Annotated in this window: 14 protein-coding genes; 1 reads left to right on the top strand and 13 read right to left on the bottom strand. The window is 40.6% G+C overall.

From position 1 onward, the window contains the following. Nucleotides 1-11: 11 nt before the first annotated feature. The 5 genes from AC3WLU_RS11505 to AC3WLU_RS11485 form a co-directional block, all read right to left on the bottom strand. Nucleotides 12-2,120, bottom strand: a complete 2,109-nt coding sequence (locus AC3WLU_RS11505; protein WP_492597279.1) for a sigma-54 interaction domain-containing protein — start codon at nucleotides 2,118-2,120, stop codon at nucleotides 12-14. Nucleotides 2,121-2,970: 850 nt separating this feature from the next. After that, nucleotides 2,971-4,308: an APC family permease gene (locus AC3WLU_RS11500; RefSeq protein ID WP_063575742.1), complete on the bottom strand. Its 1,338-nt coding sequence runs from the start codon at nucleotides 4,306-4,308 to the stop codon at nucleotides 2,971-2,973. A 375-nt stretch (nucleotides 4,309-4,683) separates the two neighbouring features. Beyond that, nucleotides 4,684-5,736 (bottom strand): NAD(P)H-dependent glycerol-3-phosphate dehydrogenase, encoded by a 1,053-nt coding sequence (locus AC3WLU_RS11495; RefSeq protein ID WP_413000890.1) that lies wholly within the window; start codon nucleotides 5,734-5,736, stop codon nucleotides 4,684-4,686. Nucleotides 5,737-5,752: 16 nt separating this feature from the next. Continuing rightward, entirely contained in the window at nucleotides 5,753-7,063 is a 1,311-nt protein-coding gene (der, locus tag AC3WLU_RS11490; protein WP_034308039.1) for a ribosome biogenesis GTPase Der, read from the bottom strand. Nucleotides 7,064-7,560: 497 nt separating this feature from the next. Beyond that, nucleotides 7,561-8,181, bottom strand: coding sequence for a YphA family membrane protein (locus tag AC3WLU_RS11485; protein ID WP_413000886.1), 621 nt, complete (start codon nucleotides 8,179-8,181; stop codon nucleotides 7,561-7,563). 113 nt (nucleotides 8,182-8,294) lie between these two features. Between AC3WLU_RS11485 and AC3WLU_RS11480 the strand changes: the two genes are divergently transcribed. Continuing rightward, entirely contained in the window at nucleotides 8,295-8,426 is a 132-nt protein-coding gene (locus AC3WLU_RS11480) for a YpzI family protein (RefSeq protein WP_065311210.1), read from the top strand. 67 nt (nucleotides 8,427-8,493) lie between these two features. Here AC3WLU_RS11480 and fni read toward each other — a convergent pair whose 3' ends face one another. The 8 genes from fni to sleB form a co-directional block, all read right to left on the bottom strand. Next, on the bottom strand, nucleotides 8,494-9,540 hold the full coding sequence (fni, locus tag AC3WLU_RS11475; RefSeq protein ID WP_057276316.1) for a type 2 isopentenyl-diphosphate Delta-isomerase: 1,047 nt from the start codon (nucleotides 9,538-9,540) through the stop codon (nucleotides 8,494-8,496). A gap of 19 nt (nucleotides 9,541-9,559) precedes the next feature. Continuing rightward, the gene (gene rpsA / locus AC3WLU_RS11470) at nucleotides 9,560-10,699 is read right to left on the bottom strand and encodes a 30S ribosomal protein S1 (RefSeq protein ID WP_034308045.1); all 1,140 of its coding nucleotides are present in this window, start codon (nucleotides 10,697-10,699) and stop codon (nucleotides 9,560-9,562) included. A 219-nt stretch (nucleotides 10,700-10,918) separates the two neighbouring features. After that, nucleotides 10,919-11,503 carry a lysophospholipid acyltransferase family protein gene (locus AC3WLU_RS11465; RefSeq protein ID WP_492597278.1) on the bottom strand — a complete coding sequence of 195 codons (585 nt, stop codon included), beginning with the start codon at nucleotides 11,501-11,503 and terminating at the stop codon, nucleotides 10,919-10,921. Beyond that, nucleotides 11,500-12,174 carry a (d)CMP kinase gene (gene cmk / locus AC3WLU_RS11460; RefSeq protein ID WP_057276282.1) on the bottom strand — a complete coding sequence of 225 codons (675 nt, stop codon included), beginning with the start codon at nucleotides 12,172-12,174 and terminating at the stop codon, nucleotides 11,500-11,502. Before cmk ends, AC3WLU_RS11465 begins: the two co-directional genes overlap by 4 nt. A 195-nt stretch (nucleotides 12,175-12,369) precedes the next feature. Continuing rightward, nucleotides 12,370-12,555: a YpfB family protein gene (locus AC3WLU_RS11455; protein ID WP_034308049.1), complete on the bottom strand. Its 186-nt coding sequence runs from the start codon at nucleotides 12,553-12,555 to the stop codon at nucleotides 12,370-12,372. Nucleotides 12,556-12,796: 241 nt separating this feature from the next. Beyond that, nucleotides 12,797-13,216, bottom strand: coding sequence for a flagellar brake protein (locus AC3WLU_RS11450; RefSeq protein WP_492597277.1), 420 nt, complete (start codon nucleotides 13,214-13,216; stop codon nucleotides 12,797-12,799). 213 nt (nucleotides 13,217-13,429) lie between these two features. After that, complete coding sequence (ypeB, locus tag AC3WLU_RS11445; protein ID WP_492597276.1) at nucleotides 13,430-14,785, bottom strand: germination protein YpeB; 1,356 nt, start codon at nucleotides 14,783-14,785, stop codon at nucleotides 13,430-13,432. Between the two features lie 14 nt (nucleotides 14,786-14,799). Beyond that, nucleotides 14,800-15,624: a spore cortex-lytic enzyme gene (gene sleB / locus AC3WLU_RS11440; protein WP_371748539.1), complete on the bottom strand. Its 825-nt coding sequence runs from the start codon at nucleotides 15,622-15,624 to the stop codon at nucleotides 14,800-14,802. Between the last annotated feature and the right edge of the window lie 73 nt (nucleotides 15,625-15,697).

Raw genomic sequence — 15,697 nt, 5'->3', positions numbered from 1 at the left:
ACGGCTTTTGATCAAAATGCATCATTTTCGATTTTCTTACTTTGTTGTTCAACTAACACTTTTTGATACTTCCTGCTCACTGACGATTGACTTATCCCGAGCGCTTTGGCCGCTTTGGTCGTGGTTTTATACTGTTTCATGGCAAGCATGATCAATTGTTCTTCCACATGATCCTGCGCTTCCTGCAGCGGAAGGATTCTCGTAATGATGGGTTTCGTTTGTTTAAAGTCACTGCCCACAGGTATGAACCTTTGAATGAAGTCAGCATCGATCATCTCTTCATCTGCAGAAACAACCAACCTTTCAATCATGTTCTGCAACTCACGAATGTTTCCCGGCCAAGTATAGACTTCCAGTATATTTAATGCATCAGGGGAAAAGTGATAATTCCGCTGATACCTTTCATTCAGTTTTTGCAGGAAATGAAAGGCTAGCGGCGGGATATCCTCCGGCCTTTCCCTTAATGGGGGCACATGTATGGGTATGACGTTCAACCGATAGAATAAATCTTCCCGGAACGTGCCCATCTCGACCATTTTTTCCAGACTCTTATTCGTGGCCGCAACAATTTGAACATCAATGGAAATGGGTGTAGTGCTGCCAATCGGAATCACTTCCTGTTCCTGGAGTACCCGCAGCAGCTTGACTTGCAGATGTATGGGCATGTCACCAACTTCATCCAGGAATAAAACACCTTTATTGGCCTGCTGAAAGTATCCTACCTTCCCATTTTTATCCGCTCCTGTAAAGGAACCCTTCGTATAACCAAACAATTCACTTTCGAGAAGGTTTTCCGGAATCGCCCCGCAATTTATCTTCAGGAAAGGCATTTTAGATCGCCTGCCCATTTTATGAATGGCTTCAGCTATCACTTCTTTACCTACTCCCGACTCCCCATTAATTAATACAGTAGATGAAAAATGGGCGATTTTCTTGACTTGGCTGATTATCTGCTCCATTTTAGGACTTGCAAAAACCAACTCTTTATAAAATTGATCCTGTTTTTTGAAAGAGTCCAGTTCTTTCCTCATTTCATTTAATTCCGATTTCAATTGTGTCGTTTCCGTTATATCCCTTGATGCAATGACTATTCGATCTATTTCCCCTTTTTCATTGAACACAGGGGTGCCGACGGAAAGGACTTTCTTATTCATTTTCGTATCTTGGACAATCGAAACTTTCTTTTTTTGTTCAAGGACTAACCGGGTTACCGAAGGATTAAAAATCCCTTCATCCTCTAATTGCAAGAGATTCTTCCCGATATAATCTTTTAAGTCCTTCCCCCAGAATCCCGAGATGATGCTGTCACTATAGCGCAGCAGCTCTCCTTTTTGATTGACTACAAGTATTTCATCATAGATATTCGCTAAAATGGCATTCAAATCTTTATTCGAGCTTTTTATCAATTCTATTTCCATGGCCATTTCCTCAACCATCGGTAAATCCTGAACAATGATGATCAGGCCTTCGACTTCTTTTTCATGGTTCAGAATCGGGCTATAGTCGACAAGCACACTCATGACATCAGTAATCTCCAACTGATTCAGAATACTGCTCCCGCTGGCAAACACGCTATGTATATGCTGCTTATTGAAGATGCTCGCAGCAGGTTCATTAAGGACTTGTTCAGAAGGTTTTTTTATCATCTTCAAGCCTGATTCATTGAAGTTCACGATATTCTTTTCTTTATCAGCCACAAATATCCCCATAGGAATGGAGGTTAATATAACATTTAACAGGTCTAAATTTTGTTTGCTGTCCTGCTTGAATAATTCAGCTAATACATCTTCCCTTTTTACATAACCGGTTAGCAGGCCATCATCCGTTTTTATCAGTACGATAGGCTCACCGATAATTTGAAACAAATGCGGCAAGGAAATGTTAGGGTGCAATTTACAGACATTATCAATCGAAAAAGCATACTGTAAAAGCTGATCGACTGTCGTTATTTTTTCATTTAACGGGAGGTCATCCATGCGGATATACGCAAACACTTGATTTTCCTTCATAAGAAAGAAGAAAGGTTCCTGTATCTCATGAATATTTTGGTCTGAAAATGTAGGCTGATCAATTGTTATAGTTATGAATGGTCTAATTTTATCATCCGGAATAGATAACACAGTTTCACTCTCCTTTTGTAACCTAACCTATATTTTATCACAATTCCGAATTGCAAGATAAAAAATAAGAGGCACCATTACTCATATCCAGCATTTACCTTTACTCATCCCACGACAAAAGGGTCCTTAAACGGACCCTTTTGACCTAAAAACCTGATATGCAGCTTAGACTTATTTTATAAAGGACCGTCCACCTTATCTTATACATTCCAATCATGTTTGAATTTTGCTTATTCCTGTTTGTTATGATTCGTGGATGGCCGCCCTCTGCTAGGGCTTTTTATACAGATAGGACAGCTCCCTCCATACCGTCATTACAGCTTAATACCTGTTTGCAACACTATAAGGAACCAAGGGTAACATATATGCTTCCATGCTTCTGCCCCCGTCGCTATTCCTTATTCATCCCCCTACATAATTTCCCAGATAAATAACACCCACTTTCCCAACCATGACAAGAGATCCGTCACAATAATCAGTAAATTTAATGCTTATGGAAAGGTCAGTACAGAAGGAAATTTATTAAAAGCAATATAATTGAAATGAATAATTAATCCATCAGTGTCGACTAACCTGCAAAAACAGGCGTATGTATGAATGGACATATAAACCTATACCGAACCTGCCGAAGGAATGACTTTGCCAACATTACATAACCGTACGCCGGGAAAAGCATTACCATGAAAGCTCCCGGGCACCATACTAAGCGACATATTCTTGCCCTAAGCGCTGAATACATGTTGCTAACGCCATGAACGGAAATAGACAACAAGCAATAGCATTAATGACCTCTTCATTTCTTATCAGGCATATAACACCCTCCCTCGTGTAATGAAACAGTAGAATAAATTCACTGTGCTTTTTCAAATTGGAATAACGGAGGGGATTCCGTAAACCATTTTGTCCGATATAGAAGATAACCAATCCCAATTACCGCCCAGACTATTCCTAAAATCAAGGAACTCATCTCGAGATTAAGCCAAAGGATGAAGACCGAAGCCGCGCCTAAAACCGGGGACAGAATAGTTGAAAGAAAACCTTTAATCGTTCTGAAGCTTTTGTTTCTTATCGAATGGACGATTACACAAATATTCACGAAGGTAAAAGCGATTAATGCCCCAAAGTTTATGAGGGAAGTGGCCGTAACCAAATCAAGGAATAAGGCAACCAGTGATATCGACCCGACAAAAATGACATTAAAAAATGGCGTGTTGTACTTGGGGTGGACAAACCCAAATAGTTTTTTCGGAATCATTTGGTCACGCCCCATGACATATAGCAACCTAGAAACACTAGCGTGAGATGCAAGACCGGAGGCAAGCGTACCGCATAAGGTTCCTGCAAGAAAGAATGCCTGAAATAACTTCCCGCCCACGAAAAGGGCAATTTCCGGAGAAGCTGCTTCAGGATCGCTAAAACGGGAAACATCCGGGAAAAATAACTGTGTAAAGAATGATGCCGTCACGAATAAAACCCCTCCGATCAGGGCAGTCAAAAAGATGGCCCGGGGGACCGTTTTGGATGGATTCGGTGTTTCTTCCGATAAAGTAGTGACTGCGTCAAATCCCAAAAAAGAAAAACAAAGGATTGTAGCACCAGTTATGAGCGACGAGATTTCCATATGGGGCCCGATGAATGGATGAACCGACAAGACCTCTCCAGTCCCTTCTCCACCCATGACTCCTTTAACGACAAGTGCCCCAAAAATGATGATGACCAACATTTGAAAAAAAACAAGGAAGCTATTAAAGTTGGCCGCAAAATTAACATTGAATAAGTTAATGACTGTCATTAAAAGGACAAATGCCACCACCCATATCCACGGGTATACTTCCGGAAAAAGAGCAGTTAAGTATATTTTTGTCAAAATGCCGTTCACCATCGGTAAAAATAAATAGTCAAGTAACGAAGACCACCCGACGAGGAAGCCTAAATGCGGACTGATCGTTTTTTGTGTGTACGTATAGGATGAACCTGCCTGCGGATATATTTTAACCATTTTTCCATAACTGGCTGCTGTAAACAACATTGCCAAAAGAGCAATGATATAAGCGGTCGGCACATGCCCCCCGGTTTTTTCGGAAACTATCCCGAATGTATCAAAAACAACCATCGGCGTCATATATCCAACACCGAGCAATACGATATGCCACAAGTTTAATGACCTTTTCAGATTACCTGTTTGCATGTATCATTCCCCTTCCTTTTATGCGAGAAAAGTTAAGACAAACTTTTCTAGCCTCCCTTATAAATTGTTGGTCATATTACACTTCGCAATTTTCATACCAAAAAAAAGGGTCGATTTTTAACAAAAAACAAGGAAATATGTAGAATGATTTATGCAAATTCGAATAATCTATTCAATTATTCATAAACAGAAGATTTTTTGCCAATAAAAAAAGCAGAAGATATCTAAATATCTTCTGCTCATTTGACTAAATCCCCCGTGCCGAGGTCAAATTACTAGTTTACTTTCGTTGCATTGTATGCTGATACACGGCAAGGCGCATCATCAAATGCCTAATTTAATGAAATTCTTTTATGAAAATCAACAGATTGGAGATTAATCCTGCTGCCTGCTATCCAATATGTTAAAAAGTTCTTCCATCTCATTCGTTTTTGAACGATTCATCAAAAGGTCAACTGCCTTTTTCACTTCTTCCCCATTGAATAAAACATCGTACAGGGCTTCGGTGATCGGCATATTCACTTCGTACTTTTGGGCTAGTTGATAGGCGGCTTTAGTGGTTCTGACACCTTCAACGACCATCCCCATGTTTTCCAAAACTTCTTCAAGCTTTTGCCCTTTACCAAGCATATTCCCAGCTCTCCAATTACGGGAATGAACGCTTGTACAAGTGACGATCAAGTCGCCAATCCCAGCTAAACCTGAAAACGTTAGTGGGTTAGCCCCCATGGCCACCCCTAGACGGGATATTTCAGCCAATCCCCGTGTCATTAATGCAGCCTTGGCATTATCCCCGTAGCCTAAACCATCCGTAAGGCCGGCACCCAAAGCAATGATGTTCTTTAATGCCCCACCGATTTCAACACCAATCAAGTCCGGATTTGTATAGACACGGAAATTATTATTGATAAAGATGTCCTGAACCCTTTCGGCAGCTTTCATATTCTTTGAAGAAACGGCAACTGTTGTCGGGTGACGTAAACTGACTTCTTCTGCATGGCTCGGTCCAGAAAGAACCACTATATCTTTAAGCCAATCCGCCGAAGAGACTTCTTCAATCATTTCTGATATACGAAGCAGTGTATCAGGTTCAATTCCTTTACTCACATGAACGATCGTCAATGGTTTATCATGAGCCTCTTTAATCTGGCCAAGCACTTCCCTGTAGGCTTTTGTCGGCACCGCCAAAATAATTATTTCAATCCCGGCCAACGCTTCCTTAAGGGAAGAATAACCTTTAATCCCCAAAGGCAATTCAATCCCAGGCAAGTATTTTTCATTCGTATGATTTTGATTGATTTCATCGATTTGTTTCTGATTATGTCCCCATAATCTCACTTCATGCTGGTTATCAGCGATTACAAGCGCTAAAGCAGTCCCCCAGCTCCCCGCTCCAATCACTGCGATACTTTCTTTTTCTTTTACCACGGTATAACCACCTTTACTATTTTCTCTGGCGTCCAAAAATTCGTATTGGTGTTCCTTCAAAACCAAAGGCATCCCTAATTCGATTTTCTAAAAATCTCTCATATGAGAAATGCAATAACTCCGGATCGTTAACGAATACGACGAAAGTTGGCGGCTTGATGGCTACCTGTGTCGTATAGTAAATTTTCAAACGGTTTCCATTATGAGTCGGTGTCGGATTCATTGCCACGGCATCCATTACCACTTCATTCAATACATTTGTCTGAACCCGGATAGCATGATTCTCACTAGCCTGATCAATGACCGGTATTAAGGTATGTGTCCGTTTTTTCGTTAAGGCAGAAAGATAAATGATTGGCGCATAATCCAAGAACAGGAAATGAGCACGGATCTTTTCTTCAAAATCCTTCATCGTTTTTTCATCTTTCTCGATGGCATCCCACTTATTGACGACGATGATGACCGCCCTACCCGCTTCATGGGCATATCCCGCAATTTTCTTATCCTGCTCACGAATTCCTTCTTCAGCGTTCAGGACTACAAGAACAACGTCTGAACGTTCAATTGCCCTTAATGCACGAAGTACGCTATATTTTTCCGTACTTTCATACACCTTGCCTTTTTTCCGCATCCCTGCTGTATCAATAATGACATACTCTTTGCCATTATACTTATACGGAGAGTCAATCGCGTCACGAGTCGTACCTTCAATATCACTGACAATGACGCGTTCTTCACCTAACAATGCATTGACCAGAGAAGATTTACCTACGTTCGGTCTTCCAATCAAACTGAATTTAATGACATCATCAGCATAATCCGGGCCGTCAAATTTAGGGAAATGTTTAGCCGCTTCATCCAGAAGGTCACCAAGGCCAAGTCCATGAGACCCGGAGATCGGGAATGGATCGCCAAAACCTAACGCATAGAAATCATAAATTTGATCTTTCATTTCTGGGTTATCGACTTTATTTACTGCAAGGACAACCGGCTTTCTTGATTTATATAGTATCTTTGCGACCTCTTCATCAGCAGCCGTTACACCTTCACGACCATTCGTCATAAAAATTATCACATCAGCTTCGTCAATGGCAATTTCAGCCTGCTGGCGAATTTGTTCTAGGAACGGCTCGTCACCGATATCAATTCCACCTGTATCAATAATGTTGAAATCATGTGTCAACCATTCACCCGAACTATAAATCCTGTCCCGGGTCACTCCTGGAACGTCTTCAACAATCGAAACCCGTTCTCCAACTATTCTATTAAAGATTGTCGATTTTCCCACGTTCGGACGACCGACTATCGCAATTACCGGTTTTGGCATTGCTATTCACCCTTTCTGCTACTATATCTCTGTCAAAGTCACGAAATTCATGAATGCATTTATTACGGTTGCTTTGCATTATTGATTTTCATAATTTCCTTTTAAAGGAAAAGGTTGTATTCATCATCATTTAAAGGAATCTTTCATCAGTAAGGATAATCCCAACTGATGTTCAGTTAAACTCATCAGGTATTCACGGGCGGTTTGTCCACTTGACGCCCCGGTTCCTTAGGTGACATGAAGCTGAACCCTCTGCATGCTAAAACTTGATTCTAAACAGCCCAAAAAAATGAAGAAAGCTTCGGCATACGGCTTCCTTTTTAATTGTTTAGAGCATTTTACGATTTATCTACAGACCTCTAACTATCCTATAGTAACAAATTTCTCGCCAATCAACAATGATTGTATGAATAAAAGCCTTCCAATTCCAATTGGTTCCATTTATATTTCTGTCTTTTGATAAAACAGCTAATACCCCATACTAATTTTCTCCATACTCATTGATTAAAATTCTCTTTTCCTTGTTTTGATAAAAATCTCGAATGGGAAATTGTATAAATGTATTGGCCAACCAGTTCCAACATTCTCCACAGTATATTTGCTCCCAATACCAGCACGGCATTATCATGCCATGCGTAAGCAAGGGCCACATAAGGTAAAGAGTGGTAAGCAAGTAATCCGGAATATATGATATCTCCCAGCAGCATCCCAATTAAAAGGACGAACAATCGATGTTTCCAATTTTTAAAAAGTAATAATATAAGATAATTCAGGAAAATACACAATAGATAAGAAGGTTTCATTATGAGCCATATCGGATCAAGTAAAGAAAAAAGTTGAAAACTCGCATAGGCGAGAGTGATAATAAGACTTCCGCTGATCAGTTCCATCAACTTGATGATGGATTTCTTCCTAATATATACACACAGAATAAAGAAAAGATACGGTCCGCTCAAATGCACGGAAACCAACGGAGACTCCAGTTTATAGCCCGCTAATACCATTACGGCTAATAGATGAAAAAGAAAATCAAAACGAAAGGGAACCGTTTTCGGAATAAAATACATGACAATGACCCAAACTATCCATGAAATCCAATAAAATATAATTCCATCCATGCAGCGTCCCCCCTTTTAGGAACATTATGGGTTGTTTATTCAAAGTATAAACATTAAGCACGGCATTTAATGAGGAAACCTTACCCCATTCATTTAAAAAGGAGGTGTGAATCATGGGAAAAGATCGACAAGAGAAGAAATTAAGAGAAAGTAAACGGGTGGAGTCCGACAGGGACCAATCACTGGGTCATAAAGGGGCAACAAGAATGGAAAGCCCTGAAGAGGCACGAAAAAGGAATAGTTAAGTCTATCCATGAACAAAAAGGAAGCATCTCCATTCGATCCAATGAGATGCTTCCTTTTTGTGGTCATTCATTTAGCATACGCGGAACAATCAATGCCTCTTTGAGATAACCAATGATAGGTATTTCCTTTGATGACTAATTTCGATTTTCTTAGCTCTGAGATATTACCGCATCCGAGTGCAGTCATGATGACCTTTAAATCTTCATGTATGTAATGTATTTCTTTAATCAAATGCTCCAAGCCCAACTCTTTATATAGCTTGAGGAAATGTCCAGCCAATCCGACACCTTTCGCTCCTAGCGCCAGGCTTTTTGTAATTTCCAAAGGGCTTTGAATGCCACCCGACCCAATGACTGAAAGCTGTGGTGAAACATTCACTGCTTCGACAATCGAAGCGGCTGTCGGTATGCCCCATTCATTAAAATATCCGAGTATTTTTGCTCGTCTTTCATTCTCGATTTTAGCAAAATTCGTTCCGCCAAACCCGCCTACATCAATGATTGAAACACCTACGGAATGTAATTGCCGTACCGTTTCCATACTCATCCCAAATCCAACTTCTTTTACGATGACAGGAATTCCGATCGTTTCATTGATTTTTTCTATTCTCGAAAGGGTACCCGCAAAATCCCTGTCCCCTTCAGGCATCGTCAATTCTTGGATGACGTTAATATGTATTTGAAGGGCATCGGCCCCGATCATTTCGCTTGCCCGCTTAGCCTGTTCGACTGTTGCTTCACCACCGAGATTACCAATCAACACACCATCAGGATTTTCCTTCCTTACAACTTTGAAAGAAGCTTGCTGGCTAGGATCCTTGATGGCTGCCATTTGCGATCCTACCGCCATGGCGATTCCCGTTTCCCTTGCAGCAATGGCTAGGTCACCATTCAATTTTTCCGTTTCAGGGCCTCCGCCTCCGGTCATGGCATTTATAAAAATTGGCGAACTTAATTCAAGTTCGCCAACTTCTGCTGTGAGGTTCACATTATTCAAGGAAATACCTGGTAAGCTTTGGTGAATAAACGAAATATCTTCTAGTCCGGTTTGATGCTGCTGTCCTGTCTTAAGCGCAAATTCTATATGATCTAATTTTCGTTGTTTTCTCTCCAAGGCCATCACCATTATTATCTTATTTTAGTTTTTTCAATTGATCACCGATCATTTCACCTAACTGAAAACCCTTCGATTCTTCAGGCATCTCATAATCTGATGTGTTGTAATTGGATTGAGGTTCTTCAAGTTCCTTGATGCTCAATGATAAACGCTGATCCGTTTCATTGACTTCCAGCACTTTCACTTCGACAGACTGGCCTTCTTTAAGTACTTCTTGCGGTGTGGCAATATGCTTGTGTGAAATTTGTGATATATGGACAAGCCCTTCTACGCCTGGAAAAATTTCCACGAATGCACCAAAAGAAACAAGGCGTTTGACGATACCTTCCAGTTTAGAGCCTTTGGCAGCTTTTTCTGCAATTCCTGCCCAAGGTCCAGGAAGGGTATCCTTGATGGAAAGTGAAATCCTTTCATTATCACGATCGATGGATAGCACTTTAACCTGCACCTTATCCCCTTCGGACACGACATCGGATGCCTTGTCGACATGCTGATGGGAAAGCTGGGAAATGTGGACAAGGCCGTCTACGCCACCAATATCCACGAACGCACCAAAATCGGTAATCCTTTGGACCACACCCTCAAGCACTTGCCCGCTTTCAATCTTATCCAAGACGTTTGCTTTTTGCTTTTCCTTTTGGTCCTGGACCACTGCCCGATGTGAGAGGATTAAGCGATTTTTGTCTTTCTCAAGTTCAACGATCTTGAATGTTAAAGTTTTGTTTTTGTAATCAGAAAAGTCTTCAACGAAATAGTCTTCTACTAGAGAAGCTGGAACAAAACCACGTACGCCTAGATCTACGACAAGCCCGCCTTTGACGACATCTTTAACTTCAGCCTCAAATACGTCTCCATTTTCAAATTTCAATTCCAGGTCATCCCATGCCTTAAGAGCGTCAATTTTACGTTTTGATAGAATGAGAGCTTCTTCTTCGACTTTAATGACTTCCAGCTCCAATGCATCACCTTCCGAAACGGCATCTGACGCCTTTTCGACATGCAGGCTTGAAAGCTCACTGATAGGTATGATTCCATCAGTCTTGCTGTTTTCCACATCGACAATGACCTGTTTTTCTTCTACCTTTGAAACGGTTGCTTTAACTTGATCCCCAACTTTGTAATTGTTCACTTCTACTTGGTTCATATCTTCTGTCATTACTAACTCCTCCTTAACCCATGACTGATCAGCAAATTTCCTCTTCATCGGCCACATATTTTATTTAAAGTGGTTCAATAAAAACACTTTCCTAATAAAGATAAAAACAGTTTTTTTTTAGAGTAATAAAGTTATATTCCTTTTCATCGGCAATAAGGAACAATACCCTTATTTTATAAATTCTAACAAAATCAGAAAATTGTCAAGTATGAAGGACTATTAATGCTCGGAAATCAATTTCCCAATATGCTCCATGATGATCTTGGTGGCTTCATCGGCTGATATTTTCTGTTCACGATATTCGGTAAAATTTATTGGAGGACCGTAAACGACCTTCAATGGACGTAAAAATTTATATGGGCCGATGATTGCACACGGTATGATAACGGCATCAGACCGCAACGCAAAAAATCCTGCCCCCGCCAAACCTTCTCCCAATTGACCAGTCTTGCTTCTGGTTCCCTCTGGAAACAGACCAATCGCCTTGCCCTCCTTCAAAAGCTTTAAGCCTTTCCTAAGGGATTCCCGATCGCTATTGCCACGTTTCACGGGAAATGCATTTACTCTTGGTAATATACCCTTTAAAACAGGTGCATGAAACAACTCTTCTTTCGCCATGAAATGAATATCTCTTGGAGATGTCATGCCAACTACGGGCGGATCCAAATTATCAATGTGATTGGCACAGATCAATACCCCGCCCTCTTTAGGGATATGTTCCTTTCCGAGTGTTTTAACCCTAAACGAAGGCGTTAAAACGCCTTTTACGATGTTCTTGGCAAATGTGTAAAAATCCAATGTCATCTTTTCCTCTCTTCTATTAAAGACATGATACTTTCTGCAACTTCCTGAATCGATAATGAGGTCGTATCGATTTCGATAGCATCCGCTGCCTTTTTCAATGGCGATACCTCGCGTTCGGAGTCCAGCTTGTCCCTTGTTGCGATTTCTTCCCTTAATTTTTCGATATCTGATGGAAAACCTTTCAATATATTTTCCTGATGCCTCCGCTGTGCCCTTTCATCCACAGAAGCGATTAGAAATACCTTTACTTCGGCGTTTGGTAACACATGCGTACCGATGTCCCTGCCATCCATGACGACACCGCCATTTTCACCTAAGATTTGCTGCCTGCGAACCAATTCCTCCCGGATGCTCCGGTGCTTGGCCACTTCCGAAACGGAACCAGTCACTTCATTGTTCCTGATTTGGGCTGTCACGTCCTCGTTATCCAAGAAAACCAACTGCCCATTTTCACTTGGTCTTAATTCGATTTCCGTATTGATGAGAACTTCTGATAATGCTTGTTCATCATTAAGAAGAATCTTTTGATTAAGGGCCTTATAGGTAATGGCCCTATACATTGCCCCTGTATCCACATATATGTAATTGAACTTTTCTGCAACAATTTTAGCAACCGTGCTTTTTCCAGCAGCAGCTGGTCCATCGATTGCGACTGATAATTTTTTTTTCATAAATCCTCCCAAGAATCCTACAATCATGCTGATTATTTAGTACCTTTTCATTTTATCACAACTAGCGGGAAAATCATTAATAAAAGGGATGTGTACGATCAAAATCACCTTTGTTCTTTTTTTGATCCCAACAGCCATCAAACGTTATCGTTTTACTGAAAATCTTCTTACAAAAAAAAGCGGGTATCACCGCTTTTACTTATGGGGCCCATTGAATGTTTCAATGATTTTCGTATAATTATTGCTGGTGACACCTTCATACCTCGAGAGCTTGGTCAAATCAAAGATTTGATCCTCCCTGCTCAAAAGGAATTGGAAAAAAAATAAGCAGGCCAATTGGATGATGATCACTTTAATTAATAGTCTTTCAAATGTTTTCATATAAGCTGCCGCACCCTCCATCCGTTTATATTAGCAGTATGGATGGAATCGCTGTTTTTCATTCAATCAAGTTAAACATGCAAACCTTTTTTCTTTAAATCCACCTGCTTTTCAAATATAAACCTCATTAATGTCTGTACATCATTTTTTGAAGGTTCACGAAATTGGACGTGCAGCAGCATATTTCCATGCTCTTTTCCGTTACGCGAATGACTTTGCTTTTAACCTTAAATAATGAAACTCACCTGATTTCAACGTAAGCGGCATCCACAGGTATAATTGCGAAACCGATTGAATTGCAGTGCCTCTTAAAAGCCTTATGGAAGCTCCGCCAGCGCTGATATCCTCCGTTAATGTGCGAAAAGGGGTAGACTCGGAATGTTCTGGATGAATGGCCGTATCCAAGGTTACATCCAGGCGTACGAATTTTCCTCCACTGGATTTTAACAAACGTTTCTGCTTCGGGTAGCAAAAGTTGCATCATGGGTATTCTACCTTTCACTTTTCCAGGCACTTCAGACTCGAATACATAAACAGCCTGCTCTTCATTGGAAAATGTGACATTGAACTGTGTCCCATCCATAAGGAATGCAATTTTTCCAGTCTCTACATCGATGGGAAAGTCCGTATAGAAACAACCCGTTCCCATTTCTACAACCATTCATTTGAACTTTTCCTTCTGTGGTATGTATTTCGGTTCGAGTATTGATATATCACCAATTTTAAACATCGTCGTCCACGTCCTTTTCGATAGGAGGAAACCACATAATACCTCTACGGCCCATATAATCCAATAATCATGAAGTTATTATGTCATAAGAAAAAGGGAAAGTGACTAAGCACATTTCCCTACAACTTATGATTGGCGATTGTTTTAAATTAAATTCTCATATACCGGTTCGGAATTCTTTAATTTTTCCACCTTTTCTTCTTGACCGGTATCAGCATTAATGAAAATACGGTAGGTATCGTCTTTGATCGTACCGAGAAATTCATAACAAAGAACTTCTTCACCAATATCATTGGTGATTAACGCCTTTCCTTCTTCCATTATTTTTACGTTGCTGTTGATTTTGTCCTTTGCTTCTTTCTCGGATATGTTCGGATTCCCTACTTCCCTGGTTTTATGTGATTTTAAATACTCATCAGCTGAAAAACCTATAACGGATCCATCATCCAATGCGATTTTGACCTTGACTGAATCCGGGTAAATCTTGACTCCATTTTCCGATGTTACGTAATTCAATAATGCGATATTATCGTATTGAGCACTTTCAAATAATTCAAGTGAACTGAAATCATGTTCCTTTAAAAAAGCTTCGGCTTTTGTATGGGCTTGATTCAAATCAATATTTGTTTTGTTCACGTCTCTATTATTGATATACCAAATAGGGTAACCGCCTTTTTTTGTCAAATCCATATTCAATTCAGTATCTGAATCTTTATCGAGGATGCTCACACTATAAAATCCATAATCGGAACCTTTTCCATTTTCTTCAACATTCACCTTCAAATTTTTGCTTTTTGAGTGTGCATAGTTTTTTGCTGTCGCGATTGCTTCTTCTTTCGTAATGGTTTCACCTTGCAAATTTTTGAAGTTTTCATCCCTCTGTTGTGCAGAAGTAAAAGTCGGGTTCATCTCATTTGTTTCCCCGTACCCAGATACTTTTTTCTCTACTGTCTTTAATCCGTCAATGATCGTGTTATCCGAATTTTCTTTCCCTGATGCAAGAGCCATCTCGACATCCATCCATCTTAAATTGTTTTTAAGGACTAGATACTGCACTTTCCTTAACTCGCCCTGGATGTCTCCTGCCTGTGTGTACAAGGATTGCAGTGTCGCATATTCCTTATCATCCAATGGTTCTTTTTCAAGGTCCCGTACCGCTGTTTTATAGCTGAAGTCCGCAATTTTCGATAAAAATTCCTCTGTCTTGTTAAAAGGAAGCAAGGTCAATGGCAACTGCCCGACATCACTCTGGGCTTCGGAAGTGATACGCCAAACATCTGTTAACGCCGGACTTAATGAATAACGTGAATTCATGGCCAAAGTACTGCCGACCTTATCGTGCAATAAATCCACTTGATAGCTTAAATCATGAAAGGCACGCTGATACGTATTTTCCGCGTTGATTAATACAGCATTTTTTTCCTTATGTTCTTGATAACCCCAGAATGCAGTTCCCGCAACAACTACAACAAGCAGGGCAATCACTATATTCCTGATCATTTTCCTTCACCTCCTTACTTACAAAAGATATGTTTTCCGATTCTTTTAATTTGTTCCCTTGACCAGATCCATTTACTTGTTGCCGTATCGGGATTAAAGTAATATTCTGCATTACCGCTTGGATCCCACCCATTGATAGCATCCACCACGGCTTCTTTCGCCCTTTCGTTCGGTGTAAGCCAAATCTGTCCATCCGCAACAGCCGTAAACGCCCCAGGTTCAAAAATCACTCCCGAAATGGTATTAGGAAATGCGGCACTTTCCACCCTATTCAGGATTACAGCTGCAACGGCAACCTGACCTGTATATGGCTCCCCTCGCGCCTCTCCATAAACGGCATTGGCCATCAGCTGTATATCGTTTTGAGAATAACCCCCTGGAAGATTGGCAGATGTCGTTGGTTTGGAAGGGGCCTTTCCGGTAGCCGTCCCTCCAGTTCCATTTCCTTTCGCTTTTACCTGTTTTTCAATGGGGACCCCCCCAAAATAGGTGAACTCGTTTCCTTTATTGATTTGCTCATGAACCCATGCTTTATTGAAATTAGACGCATTCGCTAACTTCTGTTTTGTTGTAGTCCCTGCTAAACCATCGATTGGCAGCCCGAAATCTTGTTGAAAGTTTCGAAGTGCCCAATAAGTGCCCCATCCATAGGCTCCATCAATCTTTCCGTTATAGTAACCGATGTTTTGCAGGCGTGCCTGCAGTTCAATTACATCATCTCCAACCGCACCTTTTTGAATGACTTGGCTCGAAAAGGCATTTGTTCTTGTTTCCGGGTAAATTCCGAAACATATAGTTATACACGAAAACAGCAAAAGCCATTTCCATTTTGACGAAATTCCTTTCATCAAAAACACTCCTCTTTTTCTTGAATTAATGTAATTCTATTTTCTTCTTTACTGGCTTTTTTAT

This window comes from Peribacillus sp. FW305-BF15, assembly GCF_058783805.1.
This window is presented reverse-complemented; position numbering and strand designations above follow the sequence as displayed.

Bases quoted from the DNA above. Each gene is read 5' to 3' on its own strand.
- AC3WLU_RS11480 (WP_065311210.1), top strand. From the start codon at position 8,295: ATGGGAAAAGATCGACAAGAGAAGAAATTAAGAGAAAGTAAACGGGTG.
- der (WP_034308039.1), bottom strand. From the start codon at position 7,063: ATGCCAAAACCGGTAATTGCGATAGTCGGTCGTCCGAACGTGGGAAAA.
- AC3WLU_RS11500 (WP_063575742.1), bottom strand. From the start codon at position 4,308: ATGCAAACAGGTAATCTGAAAAGGTCATTAAACTTGTGGCATATCGTA.
- ypeB (WP_492597276.1), bottom strand. From the start codon at position 14,785: ATGATCAGGAATATAGTGATTGCCCTGCTTGTTGTAGTTGTTGCGGGA.
- AC3WLU_RS11450 (WP_492597277.1), bottom strand. From the start codon at position 13,216: ATGGTTGTAGAAATGGGAACGGGTTGTTTCTATACGGACTTTCCCATC.
- AC3WLU_RS11485 (WP_413000886.1), bottom strand. From the start codon at position 8,181: ATGGATGGAATTATATTTTATTGGATTTCATGGATAGTTTGGGTCATT.
- AC3WLU_RS11465 (WP_492597278.1), bottom strand. From the start codon at position 11,503: ATGACATTGGATTTTTACACATTTGCCAAGAACATCGTAAAAGGCGTT.
- rpsA (WP_034308045.1), bottom strand. From the start codon at position 10,699: ATGACAGAAGATATGAACCAAGTAGAAGTGAACAATTACAAAGTTGGG.
- cmk (WP_057276282.1), bottom strand. From the start codon at position 12,174: ATGAAAAAAAAATTATCAGTCGCAATCGATGGACCAGCTGCTGCTGGA.
- AC3WLU_RS11455 (WP_034308049.1), bottom strand. From the start codon at position 12,555: ATGAAAACATTTGAAAGACTATTAATTAAAGTGATCATCATCCAATTG.